This is a genomic window from Planococcus sp. NCCP-2050, from assembly GCF_023708025.1.
GTDB lineage: Bacteria > Bacillota > Bacilli > Bacillales_A > Planococcaceae > Planococcus.
Map to the genome: position 1 here is coordinate 720479 of NZ_BRCX01000001.1, position 20387 is coordinate 740865.

General features: G+C 44.7%; 17 protein-coding genes and 1 tRNA gene. 5 read left to right on the top strand and 13 right to left on the bottom strand.

The genetic code is table 11. From position 1 onward, the window contains the following. Positions 1-16: 16 nt before the first annotated feature. The 4 genes from NFU07_RS03670 to NFU07_RS03685 form a co-directional block, all read right to left on the bottom strand. Positions 17-3082, bottom strand: coding sequence for an efflux RND transporter permease subunit (locus tag NFU07_RS03670; RefSeq protein WP_235196717.1), 3066 nt, complete (start codon positions 3080-3082; stop codon positions 17-19). A gap of 119 nt (positions 3083-3201) precedes the next feature. Next, a complete protein-coding gene (locus NFU07_RS03675) occupies positions 3202-4770 on the bottom strand; it encodes a peptide chain release factor 3 (RefSeq protein WP_251474829.1) in 1569 nt (522 codons plus the stop codon). Positions 4771-4879: 109 nt separating this feature from the next. Beyond that, the gene (locus tag NFU07_RS03680; protein WP_251474832.1) at positions 4880-6340 is read right to left on the bottom strand and encodes a UDP-N-acetylmuramoyl-L-alanyl-D-glutamate--2,6-diaminopimelate ligase; all 1461 of its coding nucleotides are present in this window, start codon (positions 6338-6340) and stop codon (positions 4880-4882) included. 10 nt (positions 6341-6350) lie between these two features. After that, a complete protein-coding gene (locus tag NFU07_RS03685; RefSeq protein ID WP_235196720.1) occupies positions 6351-7406 on the bottom strand; it encodes a M42 family metallopeptidase in 1056 nt (351 codons plus the stop codon). A gap of 100 nt (positions 7407-7506) precedes the next feature. Between NFU07_RS03685 and NFU07_RS03690 the strand changes: the two genes are divergently transcribed. Then, complete coding sequence (locus NFU07_RS03690) at positions 7507-9078, top strand: ATP-binding protein (protein WP_251474836.1); 1572 nt, start codon at positions 7507-7509, stop codon at positions 9076-9078. Positions 9079-9106: 28 nt separating this feature from the next. Here NFU07_RS03690 and NFU07_RS03695 read toward each other — a convergent pair whose 3' ends face one another. The 6 genes from NFU07_RS03695 to NFU07_RS03720 all read right to left on the bottom strand — a co-directional run bounded on the left by NFU07_RS03695 (position 9107) and on the right by NFU07_RS03720 (position 15003). Next, positions 9107-9715 carry a PepSY domain-containing protein gene (locus tag NFU07_RS03695; protein ID WP_251474839.1) on the bottom strand — a complete coding sequence of 203 codons (609 nt, stop codon included), beginning with the start codon at positions 9713-9715 and terminating at the stop codon, positions 9107-9109. A gap of 103 nt (positions 9716-9818) precedes the next feature. Beyond that, the gene (locus NFU07_RS03700; protein WP_251474851.1) at positions 9819-10508 is read right to left on the bottom strand and encodes a PepSY domain-containing protein; all 690 of its coding nucleotides are present in this window, start codon (positions 10506-10508) and stop codon (positions 9819-9821) included. After that, positions 10505-11878, bottom strand: a complete 1374-nt coding sequence (locus NFU07_RS03705; RefSeq protein WP_251474853.1) for a sensor histidine kinase — start codon at positions 11876-11878, stop codon at positions 10505-10507. Before NFU07_RS03705 ends, NFU07_RS03700 begins: the two co-directional genes overlap by 4 nt. Continuing rightward, positions 11868-12560 (bottom strand): response regulator transcription factor, encoded by a 693-nt coding sequence (locus tag NFU07_RS03710; RefSeq protein WP_251474855.1) that lies wholly within the window; start codon positions 12558-12560, stop codon positions 11868-11870. Before NFU07_RS03710 ends, NFU07_RS03705 begins: the two co-directional genes overlap by 11 nt. Positions 12561-12622: 62 nt before the next feature. After that, positions 12623-14011, bottom strand: coding sequence for an aldehyde dehydrogenase (locus NFU07_RS03715; protein ID WP_251474857.1), 1389 nt, complete (start codon positions 14009-14011; stop codon positions 12623-12625). 65 nt (positions 14012-14076) lie between these two features. Next, positions 14077-15003, bottom strand: a complete 927-nt coding sequence (locus tag NFU07_RS03720; RefSeq protein WP_251474858.1) for a Gfo/Idh/MocA family protein — start codon at positions 15001-15003, stop codon at positions 14077-14079. A 121-nt stretch (positions 15004-15124) separates the two neighbouring features. On the opposite strand from NFU07_RS03720, the gene NFU07_RS03725 reads away from it, so the two are divergent. After that, on the top strand, positions 15125-15271 hold the full coding sequence (locus NFU07_RS03725; protein WP_251474860.1) for a hypothetical protein: 147 nt from the start codon (positions 15125-15127) through the stop codon (positions 15269-15271). A gap of 91 nt (positions 15272-15362) precedes the next feature. Here NFU07_RS03725 and NFU07_RS03730 read toward each other — a convergent pair whose 3' ends face one another. Then, positions 15363-16199, bottom strand: coding sequence for a DNA-3-methyladenine glycosylase family protein (locus tag NFU07_RS03730; RefSeq protein ID WP_251474874.1), 837 nt, complete (start codon positions 16197-16199; stop codon positions 15363-15365). Between the two features lie 95 nt (positions 16200-16294). Between NFU07_RS03730 and NFU07_RS03735 the strand changes: the two genes are divergently transcribed. The 3 genes from NFU07_RS03735 (at position 16295) to NFU07_RS03745 (ending at position 17680) form a co-directional block, all read left to right on the top strand. Next, positions 16295-17017 carry a thermonuclease family protein gene (locus NFU07_RS03735; RefSeq protein WP_251474877.1) on the top strand — a complete coding sequence of 241 codons (723 nt, stop codon included), beginning with the start codon at positions 16295-16297 and terminating at the stop codon, positions 17015-17017. Between the two features lie 15 nt (positions 17018-17032). Then, on the top strand, positions 17033-17554 hold the full coding sequence (locus NFU07_RS03740) for a 2'-5' RNA ligase family protein (RefSeq protein ID WP_251474879.1): 522 nt from the start codon (positions 17033-17035) through the stop codon (positions 17552-17554). A gap of 53 nt (positions 17555-17607) precedes the next feature. Continuing rightward, positions 17608-17680: transfer RNA gene (locus NFU07_RS03745), tRNA-Val, on the top strand. A gap of 126 nt (positions 17681-17806) precedes the next feature. On the opposite strand, the gene NFU07_RS03750 is transcribed toward NFU07_RS03745, so the two are convergent. Together NFU07_RS03750 and NFU07_RS03755 are read right to left on the bottom strand one after the other, a co-directional pair. Next, positions 17807-19840: a TRAP transporter permease gene (locus NFU07_RS03750; protein WP_251474883.1), complete on the bottom strand. Its 2034-nt coding sequence runs from the start codon at positions 19838-19840 to the stop codon at positions 17807-17809. Then, positions 19830-20354 carry a DUF1850 domain-containing protein gene (locus NFU07_RS03755; protein ID WP_251474886.1) on the bottom strand — a complete coding sequence of 175 codons (525 nt, stop codon included), beginning with the start codon at positions 20352-20354 and terminating at the stop codon, positions 19830-19832. Before NFU07_RS03755 ends, NFU07_RS03750 begins: the two co-directional genes overlap by 11 nt. Positions 20355-20387 lie beyond the last annotated feature (33 nt).

The window sequence follows — 20387 nt, forward strand, 5'->3', positions numbered from 1 at the left end:
AATAAAAAGCAGGGATTTAACCCTGCTTTTTATTCATCTTTCTTGTATTGCGGTCGAATAGGCTGTATACAATTGGAACAATGTATAAAGAAAGGAAAGTGGAACTGATCATACCCCCGATAACGGTAATAGCCATCGGCTGATTGATTTCTGTTCCTTCACCAATACCAAGAGCAAGAGGGACCAATCCTAAAATGGTCGTGAGTGCTGTCATCAGTATTGGACGCAGACGGTCTTTTACCGAAACAATAATCGCCTCATACGATTCCAGTCCTGCGGCTTTTCGCTGGTTAATATAATCAACTAACACGATTCCGTTATTGACAACAATACCGACCAGCACCAGCAATCCGATGACGGCCGTAATGCTGACTGGAGTTTGAGTGACGAAAAGAGCGATGGCTACTCCAATGAACATCAAAGGAACGGTAAACATGATCACAAGCGGATATTTGAAAGACTCGAACTGGGCAGCCATAACAATATAAACCAGGACGACTGCAAGAATGACAGCCAAGAGCATATCGTTTATAGCACTTTCAAATAATTCCCGATCACCGCCAAAAGTGATGACTGTATTTTCATCAAGATCTAATTCTTCAATCACTTTATCCACTTTATCAGACATATCACCTAAGCTGATATCCGACTTATACTGCATTGTTATCGAAACACTTTCAGCTTGGTCGACGCGCTGAATGCTGACGGGACCTTGCTCGATGCTAATGTCGGCAAGTTCCTGCAATTCAATGAACTGCCCCGCCGGTGTACGCAATTTCAGTGTGCGCAATTTCTCCACACTGTTTTTGTATTCATCATCAAATTTTACAAATACGCTATATACTTCGTCATTTTCAGCAAGAATTTGAGAAGCTTGCACACCACGTGTCGTGTTATTGACTGTTTGGGCAATCTGGACAGGTGCGAGCCCATATTCTGTTGCCGCTTCTTTATTGATCACCATTTGAAGTTCATCGATCGTTTCTTCCCGATCGCTGGTCAGTTCGGTGACATCCGGAAGCTCGCGAATTTCTTCGCTCAGACGGCTTATGGCTTCATCTAACCGGGCTTTGTCTGTATCAGTAACTGTGAAAGTTAAACTATTCGGAGTCGATCCTGCAGCTGTCTGCAAGTTAAAACTGACTTCGGCTTGTTCTCCTATTGTATCAAGCACCCGAGGCTGAACCTCATCAACAAAATCGAACACCGACCGATCCCGTTCATCCAAAGGAATCATTTTCACGTAAATTTCGGCCGTATTCGTTGCCGAGGTCCCTTGGGACTGGCCTTGTTGAGTTGTACCGATCAAACTGACATAAACATCGATATCCTCTTCTTTTTTCAGTTCTTCTTCTATTTGATTGACGACCTCATCCGTAGCTGAACGAGAAGCACCATTTTCCAGCTCAACGGACACACTGACAAATCCTTCATCAGTAGCTGGGAGGAATTCTGTGCCCACTTGCAGGATGCCTAAAGTTCCAACACCTAAAAGCACCAGCGCAGCTAAAATGACAGCTAACCGATGTGCCAAGGCCCATTTAATGGACCGCTCAAATTTTTTCAATCCCTTCGAACGCCGTTTTCTGGCCTCCATATTCCCTTTTGGCTTGCTTAACATGCGGGATGCAAGCATAGGGATAACGGTCAAAGCCACTGCCAAACTGGCAAAAAGACTGAACGAAATCGTCAAGGCAAATTCGGTGAAGATTTCACCGATCAAGCCCGTAATAAAGATTACCGGTACAAATACGGCGATGGTCGTTAAAGTCGAGGCGATGATAGCTGTTGAAACTTCTTTGGCGCCATCAGAAGCAGCTTGCCGTGAAGTTTTGCCCATTGCCAAATGGCGCTCGATGTTCTCGATAACGACAATTGCATTATCGACCAACATCCCTATGCCTAGAGCCAGGGCGCCAAGCGTCATGATATTCAAAGCGAAATCCGAGAAATACATCAAGACAAACGTCACAATTACGGAATAAGGAATCGCTACTCCGATAATAATCGGACTCTTTATGCCGCGTAGGAAAAAGAACAATACGAGCATGGCGAAAATACCGCCATAAATTAAAGTTTGCCCAATATTGCCGACCGCTAATTGAACATAATCACCTTGGTCAAATAAAATATCCGCTTCTACTCCGGCAAATCTTTCTTCTTCAAGAAGTTCGTTCAGCCTGTCTTGAAATGCACTCGAAACGTCGGCTGTATTCGCGCCGGATTCCTGAAGTGCCGATAACAGGACCGCAGGTTCTTCATTTGCCCGAGTTTCTGAAGTTCTTTCCCGTTCACCAAGCGTTACTTCCGCCACATCGCCGATGGTCACGTTTTCTCCATCTAACGGATTGACTGTAATTACGAGATTCTGGATATCTTCAACACTTGTTAAGGTGCTGACAATCCGTGTTGTTAAATTCCGCCCATCTTCCGTTTCAATCGCTTCCCCAGGCAAGGAAATATTATTCGCTTGGATCAGCTGAACAATATCCGATTGCTGCAGGCCTTTTTCTTCCAAAGTTTCCGGATTTAATGCAACATTGATTTCTTCAATCAATGAACCGGAAATATTAACATTGGCAACTCCATCAGTCTGCAGTAATTCCGTTTCCAGCTCTTCCGCTAAAATCCGTACGTCTTCTCCAGACTCGGTTGCGCGCAAGGACAATTGAAGAACTGGGAATTGTGCAGGGTCAAACTTCAAGAACCTTGGCGGGTTCGAGTCATCCGGAACCGGTGTTAAATCGATTCGCTGCGTAATATCCGCCTGCACATCATCCATATCCGTGGACCAGTCAAATTCCAGCAAGATAAAGTTCGAACCTTCTTGGGATGAACTTTGAATCGACTTAATTCCTGGCAAGGTGGATAAATTCGCCTCTAAGGGCCTTGTTACTTTTTCACTTACTTCAGTGGGGCTGGCCCCAGGATAATTTGTAACTACCACTCCGATTGGAGGGTTTAATTCCGGTATCAAAGTAACGGGAATCTTAAAAAAAGAAACCGCGCCCAGAATGATGACCAATAGCATGATGACAATGGTAAAAACAGGTCTCTTAATTGAAAAATCGCTTAATCTCATCTATTCAAAATCCTCTCTCATTCTCATTCTTTTATCATAAGAAAAATCACTAGGAACCGCAAATTTAAATGTTTCATTTCTGATAATATTACAAAGAAAAAAGCCTGCAATAGCAGGCTTTATAATAAGCTGTAAAGTTTGATTTCAGGATTTTTGTCCTGGAACCAACGTGTTGCAAATTCATTTTCAAATAAGAAGACTAAATTGTCATGGCGATCTTTCACTAACATCGACCGGCTGCTAGACATCGATTCTTTTACATCTGCTTCGTTTTCGATCCAACGGGCAATTTTATTGCCGACGGGCTCCATACGGACATCCACATTGTATTCATTTTTCATGCGGTGTTCGAACACTTCAAATTGCAGTTGCCCAACAGCTCCGAGAATGACTTCTTCGAGATGGAGGGTTTTGTAATACTGGATGGCGCCTTCTTGAACCAATTGCAAAATCCCTTTGTGGAAATGCTTTTGTTTCATAACGTTTTTCGCTGTTACTTTCATGAACAACTCTGGCGTGAACTGCGGCAAGCTTTCGAATTCAAACTTTTTGCCGCTCGTAATTGTATCGCCGATTTGGTAGTTGCCGACATCATGCAAACCGATAATGTCTCCCGCCACAGCTTCTGTTACGGTTTCGCGGTCATCCGCCAAGAACTGGGTAGTCTGCGATAATTTAAACGATTTTCCGGTTCTTGCAAGTGTGACATTCATCCCTCTTTCGAACTTTCCTGAAACGATGCGCACAAAAGCAATGCGGTCCCGGTGGGCCGGATTCATATTCGCTTGAATTTTAAAGACAAAACCAGAGAATGGATTTTCTACTGGGCTGATTTCTTCTTTCTCTTGCGTTTCGCGCGCTTGCGGCGGCGGAGCAAACTGAAGATACGTTTCCAAGAAGGTTTCCACTCCAAAATTCCCTAAAGCGGAACCGAAAAAGACTGGCGTCAATTCGCCTTTTTTCACGCGGTCGATGGAGAATTCGTTGCCGGCTTCTTCCAGCAATTCAATATCTTCCATCGCTTGAGTGTAATAAGACGTTTTCGTCATCTCATGTTCTTCAGCTAATTGGCCATTTTCATCCAACGCTAAAAAGCGGTTGCCTTGTGAACGGAATGGCTCAATCCGCTTGTTGAAGCGATCGTAAATTCCAAGAAATTCTTTCCCCATGCCGATTGGCCAGTTCATCGCATACGACTGGATACCAAGGACTTCTTCCAATTCTTCCATGAGTTCAAGCGGTTCTTTTCCTTGGCGGTCCATTTTATTGATAAAAGTGAAGATCGGAATCCCGCGCATTTTGCAGACTTTGAATAATTTCACTGTCTGTGCTTCGATACCTTTTGCTACATCAATAATCATGACCGCGCTATCCACAGCCATCAGCGTACGGTAAGTGTCTTCACTGAAATCTTGGTGTCCAGGGGTATCCAGGATATTGACACGATGTCCATCATAATCGAATTGCATCACAGAAGATGTTACGGAAATTCCGCGCTGCTTCTCGATTTCCATCCAGTCAGAAGTCGCAAATTTCCCTGACTTCTTCCCTTTTACTGTTCCGGCATCGCGAATTGCGCCGCCGAATAAGAGCAATTTCTCCGTTAACGTCGTTTTCCCGGCATCCGGGTGAGAGATGATTGCAAAAGTTCTTCTATTTAATATTTCATTTTTTAATTGGTCTGACATCATATACGCTCCTTTAATTCTACTCTATTCATATTAGAGAAGCGACGGGAAAAAGACAAGGAAATTTCACCGCCACTCCAGAAAAAAAGAAGCCAAGTGTGGCTTCTTTTTAACTAAATTTCTTTAGGGCTTCTTTTACTGCAATTTCTTTGTCGCTGTGCGGATACTTCGTCGATCCGATAATTTGGTAATCTTCATGGCCTTTGCCTGCCAAAATAATGATATCGCCTGGTTCTGCTTCGGCAATTGCGTGTTTAACCGCTTCTGCACGGTCGCCTATGCAAGCGAATCCCCCATGTTTCATCCCCGCTTTTAAATCGTTTAAAATGCTGTCATCTTCCTCAAATCGAGGATCGTCGGTTGTGAGGACAACATACTCAGCAGCAGAAGCTTTTTCTGCCATGATTGGCCGCTTCGTCTTATCGCGGTTTCCGCCGGTTCCTACAAGGAAAATAACCCGATTCGTTTTAAAATCTTTTACCGCATCAATCGCTTTTTCAATCGCATCCGGTGTATGGGCATAATCGATGAAGATGGAAATCGGTGCATCCAGTTCTACTTTTTGCATCCGTCCTTCGACCGGTTGGATTCGGGATAATGCTGCAATGATTTCTTCCATCGGATAATTTTCAGCAGCTAATGCCGTGATGGCCGCAAGTGCATTTGAAACATTGAAATGGCCGAGCAATTTCATCGATACATTAAATTCGCCTTGAGGGCTTGTCAATGTAAAACGCGTCCCTTGATGGTCCATTTCGATCTCACTTGCTTTGAACTGGGCTGGCTGCTCGATGCCATATGTATACACCGGATGAGCCGTCATCTCTGCATATTTTTCCGACCATGGATCGTCGGCGTTCAATACCGCCTGCTTTTTCTCTTGCAAATTTTGTCCCAGCTGAGAGAAAAGCAAGCCTTTCGCATGGCCGTATTCTTGCATCGTGCCGTGGAAATCCAAATGGTCGTGTGTCAGGTTCGTGAAAATGGCTGTATTGAATTCCACTCCCGCAAGTCTCCCTAGCACCAACCCATGAGAAGATACTTCCATCGTCATATGGGAACACCCTGCTTCTTTTGCCTGGGATATCATTGCTTGTGTGGTCAATGCATCGCTTGTCGTATTTGCTGATTGGTGAAGTTCGCCATTCAAATTAAAGCCGATTGTCCCGGTTAAGGCAGAACTTTCATTCAGTTCCATCAACATGGCATGAATCATTCCAGCTACACTTGTTTTCCCGTTTGTGCCGGTAACGCCAATCATTTGAAGGGATTTGGACGGATAGCCGTAGAATTTTGCAGATAGCAATCCCAGCGCCCGGTCCGTATCTTCTACAATTATGACAGAAGCCCCTTTGACATCTATTGGCTTTTCAGCTACAAAAAGAACTGCACCTTGTGCAGCTGCTTGCGCAGCAAAATCATGGCCGTCTACCGTATAGCCTTTAATGCAGACAAATAATGAACCGTTTCTCACTTCCCGGGAATCCATTGCTAAATGTTCAATCGTTTCCGGTAGCGTGCCGATGATTTTTGTATAAGGCATGCTTGTGAGCAATTCTTGTGTTTTCATGATCTTCCTCCTACTCTGTAACCATCGGTGAAAATACGTATGCATGCAGCAAGGCTGCTGCCGCTTTCAACGAATCAATATGGGTCCGTTCATAAGAATGGGAAGCTTCTATTCCCGGACCGAATAAAGCGTGCTTAATATCATGGCCGGCACCGATTGCTGCAGAAGCATCCGATCCATAATACGGGTATATATCAACTTTATAATCAATGTGATTGTCTTTGGCCAAAGCGATTAAATGGCGTGTTAAACCGTAATGGTAGGGGCCGCTCGAATCTTTGGCACAAATAGATACCGTATATTCATCTGAAGCCTGCCCGTCTCCGATCGCTCCCATGTCTACTGCAATATATTCGACTGTTTCAGGTGTGATATTGGAGTTGCCGCCATAGCCGATTTCTTCATTATTCGATATGTAAAAATGGGTTGTATACGGCAATTGCTCTTCCGTATCTTTTAAGTGCTTCACTAATTGAAGCAATAATGCCGTACTTGCCTTATCATCCAAATGGCGCGATTTAACGAAACCGGATGCTGTTTCGGTGTAGCGCGGGTGGAAAGAAACAAAATCGCCGACTTCAATGCCCAGATTCCGGACATCTTCTGCAGAAAATGCTTTCTCATCCAACCGGACTTCCATATTGTTTTCATCGCGGTCTGCGGTTCCCGCATCTTTGTATACATGCACCGTCGTTTGATGCATCAAAATGGTGCCTGAAACAACGGAACCATCCGCTTTATGGATAAGGCAGTTCTCCCCTTCGATTGCGTTGAACCGGAATCCACCGACTAATGAAAGCTTCAATCGGCCACTTGGTTTAATGTCTTTGACCATAGCTCCTAGCGTATCGACATGGGCTGTCAATAACCGGTGGCGGGTGTCGTCTTTTCCTCGCACTGTTGCGATAATGCTGCCTTTATTCGTCGCGGTGTATTCAATATTCCATAGATCAAATCTTTTTTTCACCGATTTCATCACTTCCATCGTGTAGCCCGATGGACTTGGAATTTCAACTAGTTCCTTTAAAACACTGAGCGTTTCCTGTTTATTCCATTCATATGCCATAATAAACGCCTCCTGTCTATTAATCATATCAAAATCAACCATGTTCTGACAGGGGATTATATAGTAATATTGAGACTAATCCCATAGACTGAGGTGTAGCATGGAACCTTTATCATCCAATATTAAGAGAAATCAGCTCTTTATTTATTTATACGGCTGTGCCGCCGTCCTGCATCTTTTCGGCAGATGGCTGTTCACTCCAGAAACCGGATTTGCATCGCCAATTTTTGGTCTGCTGACTTTCGGCATATTATGGATGCTGCATACCCTCAAATTGAACGTTCGGCTCATCCAAATCCTGATACTTGCATGCATGAATTTCTACGTCTTCATGTTGAATTTCGAATCACTGTCAGCTGTCACTATTATCTTTTTTGTTATTCCAGTCATTGCTTCTGCTTTGTATTACGATACTTTTCCAAATATCATTCTCGGACTTATTACGTTTGCTGAGATTCTGCTTTTAGCATTTGTTTTCGATGAATTGGCAGGACGGGCATCCATCGCTTATATTCACGTATCCCTGTTCACTTTTGTCGCAAGCGTCCTTATCTTGACTACCATCCACTCGATTTATTTCAGCCGGATTTGGTCTCAGCTGGAGCAAAAGAACAAAACGATGGAACAAGCCTTGATTTCAAAAGAAGGCTATCTCCAGTTATTCTTTGAAACTGCGAAAGACGCCATTGCGGTCTACGATTCGGACAATAGGATCATCGCCATCAATCCGGCTTTTGAAAAATTATATGGTTGGACTTCCGAAGAATGCATCGGGGAACCGCTTAGATTATATCCACTCGAAAATGCCATAGACGCCGAAATCCGTACACGCCATGTCCAAGAAGGCGGAAGTTACTCCCTGCTTGAAACGGAAGATATCAAAAAAGACGGCACCCGCTTTCACGCTCAAATCACGTTGTCACCCATTATTGACCAAAGCGGCAATGTAGTGGCGACATCCGTTATTTCGCGTGACATCTCTTATCAAAAAGAAGCGGAAAAATTAATCGTCCAATCTGAAAAATTAAAGCTTGCTGGTGAAATTGCGGCAGGCGTCGCCCATGAAATCCGGAATCCAATGACCGTCATTTCCGGCTTTGTCCAAATGATGCAAAGCGACGCAGATTATCCCTATAAAGAATATACGAAGTTAATCCGTTCTGAACTGGATCGCATCAATTTAATCATCAGTGAGTTTTTAGTGTTGGCAAAACCGCAAGCCTCTTCTTTTAAAAAGATTAGTTTACGAAAAATTTTAGACGACACGATCGCCTTATTCGGACCCGAGCTTAATTTACATGGCATTCTTTTTGATTATTGCTGGGAACTGGATGATTTCATCATTGAAGGCGAAGAACACCGCATCAAGCAAGTCCTCATCAACTTGATGAAAAATGCGATTGAAGCAAGCCAGGATCCTGGAGAGATTTCGTTGATTGTTGAGCTGCGGGATGAGAATTCGGTTGCCATCTTATTGCAAGATCACGGCAAAGGCATCTCCAAAGAAGAACTGGGTCAGATCTTTGAACCTTTCTATACTACGAAAGAAACAGGGACTGGCCTCGGGTTAATTGTTTCTCAAAAAATCATCCAAGAACATGGCGGCACGCTGACGATTGAAAGCGAGCCGGGCTGCGGCACTTTAGCAACTATCGTCTTGCCTATAAAATAAAAAAGGAGCCGACAGGGCTCCTTTTTTTTTAATCTCTATCGTCGTCATCGTCGTCGTTGTCTGTTTCATGTTCTAAAATGCTGCCGTCTGTTGCATTGACGTAAATTTCATGATCAGTTCTGCCATCTTCAATTTCGACTTCATAATAAGCTACGCCATCTTCATGGTCCAACTCGACTTTTTCGACAGTTCCTTTTGCCACTGCTTGTGCCGCTTTAATGGCTTCGTCTGAACTGATCAAATTTTCATCCGCTGGGGCTGCAACTCCGTTATCTTCAAAATCATCGTCGTCCCGGTCTTCTCTTTCTTTTTTCTGTTCCATCACTTCTCCGGTTACCGCGTCAAATTTCAAATCGTAGTCATAGCCGTCATACCAAACGTCCACTTCATAATGGGGTGTTCTCGCATTTTGATCCAATTCAATATCCGTAATCGTACCGTTTGCAATCCCTAAAGCTTTTGAAGACACTTCATCAAAAGATAAGAAATTCTCTTGTGCGCTGTTACCAGTTCCATTTTCCGCCTGATTTGTCGTTGAGTTCACTGCTGGCGTCTCCGAATTTTGCGTGTTCGCCAAGACAACTCCTCCAAATGCCAAGACGCCAACTGTTACGGGAATGTAGATAAATTTTTTCATGTTCTTTTCTCCTCCTCATTTGTTCTATCTTTACTATAGCCCCCGCTTCTGAGAAGACTGTGAGAGCAAAATGAGAATTTGATGAGAACATCATGAAATTACGTTAATCTTCCCATTCAACCGTTAAAGTCTCGCCTCGGACGGCATGAACCCGAATGGTCGCTTCTTGATCGGTATGGTCATTTTCGATTTCAATCAAATAAAATCCGCCGTCTTCCGTCTCCGTGAACTCCAGCTCCTGAACTTCCCCGTCCAAGGTTTTTTTAGCGATTGCAATTGCTTCAGCTTCAGTGATTACCCGGTTAGCCGGCTCCGCTTCATTTTGTTGAATCGGTTCTATTTGAACGTCAACGACTGCTCCGCCATTCGCATCAACAAGAATTACGGCTTTTTCTTGCTCATTTTCGACCACCACTTCGTATTGATTTTGTGTTTTAGAGAAACTCGATTGCACAATTTCCCCGTCCACTTCCTTTAAAGCCGATTCGCTCGCTTCTTTTTCGGTTATAACGGGCGTCGCCGCAGCTTTTTCCAGCAAAGCCAACGATTCAATGCGGCCCGTCGATTGATCAACTTGCGCAGAATACTTTCCATTATCTCGGTTGAAAATAATGGTGTATCCGTCTTTTGTACGTTCTGTACGCTCGACTTCTCCACCGTACAACTCAATTACAGAAGCACTTGCTTCCGTTTCAGTGACCGGATTATCATCAGAGCCAAAAACCAGCACAAAACCGAAGACAAGCAATCCAAGCAGAATGGTAGCACCGGCCATCATCAGTTTTTTACTCATGACCATCCCTCCTGCTTAGATTGTACTGCCCCAACATTAAAATCGGATGAGAAAATGATGGAAATCGTCGTACCAAGATCTTCAACACTCTCAATTTCCAATCTCACGCCCATGCTATCTGCAAGTTGTTTGGCAAGCGACAAGCCTAAACCAAAACCGCCCGTTTCCCGGCTTCTCGCTTTATCCACTCGGTAAAACCGATCAAATACATAGGGAATCGATTCTTTCGGAATTCCGATTCCATAATCACGGATTTGCAGCATCGGAATCCCCCCATTTTTGACGATTAATTCAATCCGATCCGAACTGTATTTTCTTGCATTGTCCAAAAGAATGTACATCAATTGTTTGATTTTGGCGAGATCGGTAGTCACCATTACTTGGTTTTCAGACGAGACTAGCTGAAAGTCGCGATTATAGGAAGTTGACATCGCAGTAGCTGTCTGCTTGGCCAAATCAACCAGATCGACAGTTTCCATCTCCAATTGAGTTTCGCTTCGCCTTGCAATGTGAAGCAATTGTTCAATCAGTGCCTTCATCCGGTCCGTCTCAGTCCGGATGGCTAAAAGTCCTTCTTCTGCAAGCTTGGGATCGTCCATTCCTTGGCGCTGCAATAATTTCGCATAACTGCCAATCACCGTTAATGGCGTTTTTAATTCATGGGAGGCATTGGATACGAATTCTTCCTGTTTCGTATAGTTTTCCTCGAGCAGTTCCATCATGCTATTGAAGGTGCTGCCCATCTGCCCGATTTCATCTTTCGATGACTCGGTGATAGGCAATTTTTCAAACTGTCCGCTCTTTTGGATCCGCGTCATCGTCGTTGTCAGATCCGTGATAGGTTTCGTCACCACTTTCCCCAATACAACACTGGAGACGAAAATCGGAATCATCGCGAGCAGACTTACCGTAATGAGGACGAGCCCCAAGGTACGCGCATTATTGACCACTTCTTCTAAAGACTGCGCCACAACCAATTCCGCAATTTCTCCGTCCGTCCAAATGATCGGTGCAGTGACATAGGCAAACAAATCCCCTTCCACTTTTACCGTTCCCGAACTTTCCGGCAACTCTTCAGGAAATTCATTTGTGATATCCGGGTCCTGGATAGCTGGAATCAGCTCGCCCCCTTCTCTTTTCGCTTGAATCAAGCCATTTGGCGGAACATACCCCCTTAAAATGTCACTCGGGTCAGCTGTATCGCTTGTATTAAATGTCGACACCAACGCATCGACATCCGCTTGAAGCTGGCTGACTTCAGTCGAATAAGCGAGTCGGCTGAACGAGAAATAAATGATGGTCATCAACACGATCAAGATGAGCAGCATCATCAGCGTCGACCAAATATTGATTTTTGTTTTAAGCTTCATTCACATGCTCCTTCAGGACATACCCGACTCCCCGCACAGTCTGGATATAAGTCGTCTCTTCGCCTGCGTCTATTTTCTTTCGAAGGTAGCGGATGTAGACATCAATGACATTGGTATCACCGAAATAATCATAACCCCAAACTGCATTCAATACTTGCTCCCGGCTAAGCACTTGCTGAGGATTTTGCATCAAATACAATAGTAGGTCGAATTCGCGCGGCGTCAATTCAATCGTCCGCGCATTTCTTGTTACTTCTCTTGTCGCGGTATTTAACTCGAGATCATGGAATACATGGAGATCCGTGTTTTTCTTGCCCGTCGAAAGCCTTAAACAGGCACGGATTCTGGCAAGCAATTCCTCAATTTCAAAAGGCTTTGTTACATAATCATTTGCCCCCAGATCCAATCCCGCAACTTTGTCTTTCACATCGTCTTTTGCTGTCAGCAAAATGACCGGGATTTCACTTCCAGCGGAACGGATCCGCTTTAGCACATCCAATCCATGGATTTCCGGAAGCATCAAATCCAGCAAAACTAAATCCCATTCCTGTTCCCTGAATTGGATCAGCCCTTCAGCTCCAGTCAGTGCCACACCGGTTTTATATCCTTCATATGTAAGCTCGAGTTCTAGAACGCGAGCAATGCTTTTTTCATCTTCGACGATCAATATCCGTTCGTCCATCCATCTCACCTCTTTGCTCCATCATAGCAGGATTAAAATGAAAAAAGCGACCAAATGGCCGCTTATTTCATTAAGGTTTTCACAAATTTCACTTTTTGCTTATACGGCGGATAAAGCACATTCGTCGAAAGTTTCGTCGACTTTTTCAAAATCGATTTGGCATGTGTGAATGTTTCGAAACTATGTTTGCCGTGATAGGAATTTACCCCGGATGTTCCAATGCCTCCAAATGGAAGATACGAACTGCCGACATGGGAAACCGTATCATTAATGCAGCCTCCGCCAAACGGGAGTTCATCAAGGAAAAACTCGATTGCGCGTTCACTTTCCGAGAAAAGATAAGCCGATAAAGGCTTTGGCAATTTACGGATTTGGCGAAGCAATGCCGGAAGATCATTGTACGTGATGACCGGCAAAATCGGCCCGAATATCTCATCTTCCATAGAAGGGCTATCCCAGTGGATGTTGTCGAGAATAACCGGCTCCATATAAAGGTCGTCGCGGTCTCTTTGGCCGCCGTAGACAATTTGCCCTTGCTCTTGGTCAATGATCGCAGAGAGGCGGTCAAAATGCTGCGCGCTGACAATCCGACCGTAATCGGGGCTTGTTTGTGCGTCTTTGCCGTAGAAATTCCGGATGGTCTTTTTTAATTTTTTCATAAACTCTTCTTTAACGGATTCATGTACACAAATATAATCAGGCGCTACACAAGTTTGCCCCGTATTCATCAGCTTGCCCCAAGCAATGCGTTTGGCAGCCAAATCCAAATTGGCTGTCTGGTCTACGATAGCCGGACTTTTTCCGCCGAGTTCCAACGTAATAGGAGTTAACCGTTCTGAAGCGGCTTTCATAATGACTTTCCCGACATTGACGCTACCGGTAAAGAAAATGTAATCGAAACTCGCGTGGATCAAGGCCGTCACTTCTTCTCTTTCACCTTCTACCACTCGGATATAATAAGGCGGAAAGACATCTTCGATAATCGTTTTGATGATGGCGGCAACATTCGGCGTCGTCTCTGATGGCTTGACGATTGCACAGTTTCCGCCGATCATTGCACCAATCAAAGGCTCCATGATCAATTGGAACGGATAATTGAACGGCCCGATGATCAAGACCGATCCGTAAGGCTCACGCATTACAAAACTTTTGGCCGGCTGCAGGTAGATCGGTGTTTTTACCGGTTCGGGCTCCATCCATTCATCCAAATTTTTCGTCATATTGGTGATGCTGTCTAGGACAAATCCTACTTCTGTTGAATAGGCTTCAAATTCACTTTTCCCTAAGTCTTTTCTTAAAGCTTCCAGCACTTCAGGTTCGTATTTTTTGATCGATTGTTTCAATTGGGCCAATTGGGCTTTGCGGAATTCCGCCGGTTTTGTAGCTCCTGTATAATAATAAGCGCGTTGAGATTCAATCATCTGTTCCACGTCATGTGCCGTAAAATTCATTCCATTCTCCCCTTCGTCTCAAAAGTCTCACCTTAAACTCTTTACCCTTTACATTGAGCCCTAAATCACTTGGATCCAAGAAGCTGGTCGATATGCCGCTGAATTGTCAGCCCTTCTTCAAATGGAACAAGAAAAGTCGACTGCTCCCGCATCGAATCAAACAAGCTCGGTACTAATGGGAAATCAGCGAGGCGCTTTCGTTCCTCGTACTTTTCTGAAAGATAAAGCTCCGACCAATTTTGGAGTGTTAATACGCCTTTTTCTCCGTACACTTTGAATTCCAGCAATTCTTTTTGCCCCGTGCCGCTGATGCCTGTAAGCAATAGCGGGATTGCTCCAGCGGAATGGCCATGCGCGATAATACCCGTCTCACATAGTTCTTGCTGTTCCGGATACGTAATTTGGTGGGACTGGATTGTCAGGCCGCCGAATATCCGGTTGATCAATTGCAAATAATGCGGGAACACTTCCCGCACAAATCCGCCTTGGCTTCTTGAAGCAATCCAAGGATTTTGCTGCCACGGACGCGGCCAATCCGGAAAGAAGGTCTGCAATTCAATGCGGACAATTTTGCCGATGCTCTTATTGCGGATTCGTTTGACCATTTCGTGGACGGACGGTGAATACATGAGCGGAAATTGCATCGCTGTATGAATCCGGTTCTGATTGGCTGCAAGCGCCATCTCTTCTCCAGCTGCCGCGTTATGCGCCAACGGCTTTTCGCATAAAATATTTACGCCGGTGCGCGCTGCCTTTATGGCAATTTCTGCGTGGAATGCCGGCGGTGTCCCGATATACAGCCAATCGATGTCCGCATGCAGCAGCGCTTCCAAAGACTCGTAGACAGGAATCTTGTATTCTTTTTCCAAAGCAGCCAATCTGTCTGGCTGTTCATCGTAAAGTCCGCGAATTTCAATGCCTGTCTCCTGCAGCATTTGCTTGATGATTCGTTCGCCTACGATTCCAGCTCCCACAATGCCGATTATTATCATCTAACCCCTCTTTTCCAAAGGCCCTTTGGCTTAATTTTTGACTATCTGTTTAATAGTGTAACCTTTTGGGGTATAGAATAGTCAAACAATAAAGACAGAAAATTCGAAGGAGGAATTGATCATGGAAAAACAAGCAAACTGGTGGGAACCTATTTTTTCTGGAGAACTTGAAGTGGGATTGAACAAAGATAAGTTGGCGGATCTTGAACAGGAGTCCTTTTTGTACTTCGACCCAACGTCCTCAATCGACATGGAGAACCACGCTTAATTGGCAGCATCAATTATCGTACTTTGCCGCATCCGTACATAGAAACGCCTTTTCGATTACTAATGGAAAAGGCGTTTTATTCTGCATTTTTTTATTCGATGCTTCGCCATAAATACAAAGCGGCGTACGATAGATAAGGTTCCCAATCCGGCAAATGCGCCATAATTTCTTCTTTTTTCGGCTTTTCGCTTCGTTGCCATTCGATTTTCAAGGCATTTTGAAGTCCGATATCCGCCAAAGGGAATAGATTAGGGCGCCCTAAACCGAACATGAGAAAACTTTGCGCCGTCCAAAGGCCAATGCCTCTATAGGCGATCAGTTCAGAAGTGATCTCTTCATCCGTCCGGTTTTCCATTTCATCAAGCCGCAAAGTGCCAGCTGCAATCGCTTTAGATAAGCCGATGACATATTCCGCTTTTCTTGTACTAAACTGCAGCTCTCTTAAGTCTGCGGGTTCAAGCTTCGCTATTTTCTCAGCGTTTGGATAAAACCAGACACCTTCCTTTTCTTCTCCGAAATTCTGGACAAACCGGCTTGTCAATGTGTGGGCAAAAGAAAGGTTCAATTGCTGATGGATGATGCTTTTCATTAAAGAACCATATAAGGAAAATTCACGCACTAACGGCGTCCCTTGATGTTCGTGAAAAAGATGGGCGAGATTCGTCTTCTGGTAATGCTCGTATACAGGTTCCAGTGAACGGTCAAAATGAAAAATGTGTTTGATTTCTTCGAGTTGATCCGGTTTCGCCCCTGTAATTTCAAAGCTGGGTTGATAGGTTGAACCTGTCGCTCTTACTTTCACAATATTCCCTTCAGGCATCGGCAGCCTGACCGCTTTTTCTGAAAGGTCGATCGCGTGAAGCGGGTCCAGTGATAAACGCTCTAGCGTCCGATCAAAATCGTAAGTGAATGGCAAAGTGATTTCCATAGAACCCCTCCTTTTTTTAAACGTAGCCGAACGTGCTTTCGATTGCAAGCCGAATCGATTCAAAATATAATGAAAAAATGGAAGCAGGGATTTAGATGAAAAAATTAATCGGAATAATCTTATTGTCGCTTCTACTGGGCGCTTGCACTTTTCCCGACTCTGAAGAAGAAAGCAGCTCTTCTTCAGACCGTATCCCCGTGGATGTCGTTTCTGTTATCGACGGCGATACGATTAAAATTGACTTTGAAGGGGAAACTCAGACGGTGCGCTATTTGCTGATCGATACACCGGAGACCAATCATCCGACAATCGGCAAACAGCCGCTCGGTGCAGAAGCCACTGCCGAAAACAAACGCATCATCGATTCTGGAGAAGTTTCGATTGAATTTGATGAAGGCGGGCGCTACGATGACTACGACCGGCTCCTCGCGTATATTTATGTGGACGGAGAAAGTGTCCAGGAACAGATGCTTGCATCCGGATTGGCGCGTGTCGCTTATATCTATCCGCCGAACACCCGCTACGTCGAAGAGTTCAAGGAAGTCGAAGAACAAGCTAAAGATAAAGAGATCGGCATTTGGAAATACGAAAATTATGCAACTGACCGCGGATTTAACGCAGCGGCTTACGGATCGACTGCACCGTCTTCTAGCCAATCCTACGAAAAAAAATGCACAATAAAAGGGAATATAAGCCGCAGCGGCAGCAAGATCTATCATATGCCCGGCCAAAGCTCTTACGAACAGACCAATCCCGAAGAATGGTTCTGCACAGAACAAGAAGCACAAGATGCCGGTTTTAGAAGCACCGGGAGCTGACTTAGGAGGATATTTATGCAAGCTATTGTTTTAAGGTTCGATTACCAATCATCCGGCGTCATTGAAAATCTGCAAAATCAAGCCAAAACGGTAAGCATCAACCCAAACCAGATTTTCCCGCCGCATATTACACTGCAAACCTATACACAAGCGCATCCGCTGGAACTGAAAAAAGCGATTGAATCGTGGGCAGGATCTTTTCAGCAGCTGCCGCTTTCCTTCGACTCGCTTGGCTTTTTCAAACAGCAAGGCAGTTTCTTCCTGGCTCCGGTTTTCACAAAAAGCTTGGCTGAATTGCACCGGGCAGTAAACCTGTCCACTCGCGAATTCTCCGGCCAAAACCATTACTATTTGCCGGATCACTGGGTGCCGCATGCGACTGTCATCAATAATATCGCCCCGCCTTTTTGGGGACCCTTATTTGCCCGGCTCAGCTTAGAGTTTACGCCTTTTCAAGGGAAGGGCATTGCACTCGAATGCTGGTCCATTCGGCAGGAAAAAGCCCAAACCGAATGGTGCATCTTTCTAAACGAATAAAGTATTGACTTTTATCCGGGGCGCGATATAATTATATTTGTCCTGGAAATTGAGATTCCTTAGCTCAGCTGGGAGAGCGCTACCTTGACAGGGTAGAGGTCGCTGGTTCGAGCCCAGTAGGAATCATTGGGTGCCAAACCCGCAGCAGGCTTTAGGAACAGAGCCTGCTATAAAAAGCCGTCACATTTATGTGGTGGCTTTTTCCATACCAAAAAGACGGCTGAAAGCGAATGCTTCCAGCCGTCTTTTCTTTTATGCTTCAGAAGTTCTTACTTCTTTCTTTTCACGCCCAAGCCATTGGATAACGAATAGGATGATGAAGACAACCGCTCCGATTGCATCTGAATAGCCCTCCGGATAAATCAATGCAAGCCCGGTAGCTACTGCCAGAATTCTTTCAAACCAGTACAATTTCCGGTACCAGAACCCGATCAATCCGGCTCCGATCGCTAACATCCCTGCAATCGCCGTGATTAAGACGATAATTAATTGAGGGACCGTAGTATCGATCATCAACAGTGCTGGGTTCAATACAAACATATACGGAATAATGAACGCAGCGGCCGCGAGTTTCGCAGCTATAAACCCGGTCTTGATCGGCTCGCCTCCGGAGATCCCAGAAGCTGCAAAGGCTGCAAGTGCAACTGGCGGAGTGATATCGGCGATGATTCCGAAATAAAAGACGAATAGATGGGCTGACAATGCGATAACCAATGGCACTGCCGCTCCTGCCGGTTCACCGATCATCAGCAAAGTAATGATCGCCGGTGCCGCAATGGTCGACGTAATAACGTAGTTTGCCGTAGTCGGCGAACCCATCCCGAGCACAATGGCTGCAAGCATTGTAAAGAAGAGCGTTAAGAGGATATTTCCGCCTGAAGCAGAAACAAGTCCATTCGCTAAGCTTAAGCCAAGGCCAGTCTTTACGACCACTCCAACAATAATACCAGCAGCTGCAGTTGCCGCTGCTACTGCTAGCGCAGTTCTCGCACCATCCACAAGCGCATGGACCATGTCTTTAAACCCTAGACGAGTTTCTTTATCAAAAGCGCTTACAAAAATTGTCAAGACGATACCGTAAAGAGCCGCGTGCATGGTCGGGATTCCTATCAATAAGAACACGATAATTGCCACAATCGGCAAAAGTAAATAAATTTTCTTCAAGACTTCTTTGCGATTCGGCATTTCTTCTTTTGTTAATCCCTTTAAGCCGATTCGCTTTGCTTCAAAGTGGGTCATGATCCAAACACCGGTAAAGTAAAGAAGTGCCGGAATGGCAGCTGCTTTTGCAATCTCCCAATACGTAACTCCACCGATAAATTCAACCATCAAGAAGGCAGCAGCCCCCATGATCGGCGGCATCAATTGCCCGCCTGTCGAAGCAGCCGCTTCAACGCCTCCTGCAAATTCTTTCTTATACCCTAATTTTTTCATCATCGGAATCGTATAAGACCCCGAAGTTACAACGTTCGCTACAGAACTTCCCGATATCGTCCCTTGCAGGGCACTGGAGAAAATCGCCACTTTTGCAGGGCCGCCAGTCAAATGTCCGGCAAGTGAAACAGCGAGGTCATTGAAATATTGCCCTACTCCTGTTTTCACGAGGAAAGCCCCAAATAATAGGAAGACAAAGATAAAGGTAGCGGAAACACTGATTGGTGTCCCGAGTATTCCATCAGTCGTATAGAACATCAACTGGATGACAGAATCTAAATCCTGCCCTCTATGCTTTAAAAAGCCCGGGAAATAAGGTCCGAAAAAGGCATAGGCCAAGAAAGCCGAAGAAATGATCGTGATTGGCAAGCCTACTGCGCGGCGAGTTGCTTCAAGCGTCAGCAAAATCGCCAGAATTCCCACAATAAGATCCAATTCTGTTACACGTCCTAGCCGGAAAACTAAATCATCATACATGATTGGCCAATATAAACCGACACCGATCGCGAGTAATGCCAGAACATAATCGTAAATGGCGACTTTATGTTTTATGCCTTTACGCTTTACTGCCGGAAATAGCAGGAATATAAGCGACAGGGCAAATCCTAAGTGGATGGAACGCTGGATATAAGCTGTATATTGGCCGAAAATGGCGGTGTAAAGCTGGAAAATGGAAAATGCTAATAGGCCAAAGAATACAACATGTTTCATGATTCCTGCTAAATCACGGGTATTGGACTCCGGATCGTATTTTTGCAAAATCTCTTTTTGCTTTTCTTCCGAAATGTAATGTTCATCTTCTGGTGGAAGTTTCATTTCTTCCCGTTCTTCCGGCGTTCGTTTATCGCTCATTTAGACTCACTCCTTCTAGTTGCTCAAATAATGAAACGCGCTGGACTTTGATGGTATAGGATTTCCCCCGCTCCAGCGTCTTCTTTAAATTGTATTGATGCCCATCTGCCAAGAAAAACAGATGAGCGTCAACGTCACCGACAAACAGCCGAAAATCGTCAACTTCCCTCTCCATATTCGTGATTAGATATTTTCCATCTTTTTCGACAAAGGTCTCTCCTTCTCCTGCATTGGAAGGCATGCCGATATTAAAATCTTCATATTCCAATTCCACCATCCGGATTCTGTTGTCCGGCATAATTTTATAGCTTTCCAACACTTCAGAAAGGTGGATGGAGTGCGTATAGTTGATTTGAAAGGCATCATTTTCCGTTTTGATAAAAGCTGCCAATGTGCCTTCACGATTATCGATAAAAACAATTTTCTTTTCTATTGGAATAAAAATGATCACAGCGAGGATAAGAATGAGGGCTAGCACCGAAAGAAGAATCCACTGATTTGTCTTTTTAGGCATCTTAGTTCTCCTCTTCTAAACATGAATCTCTAC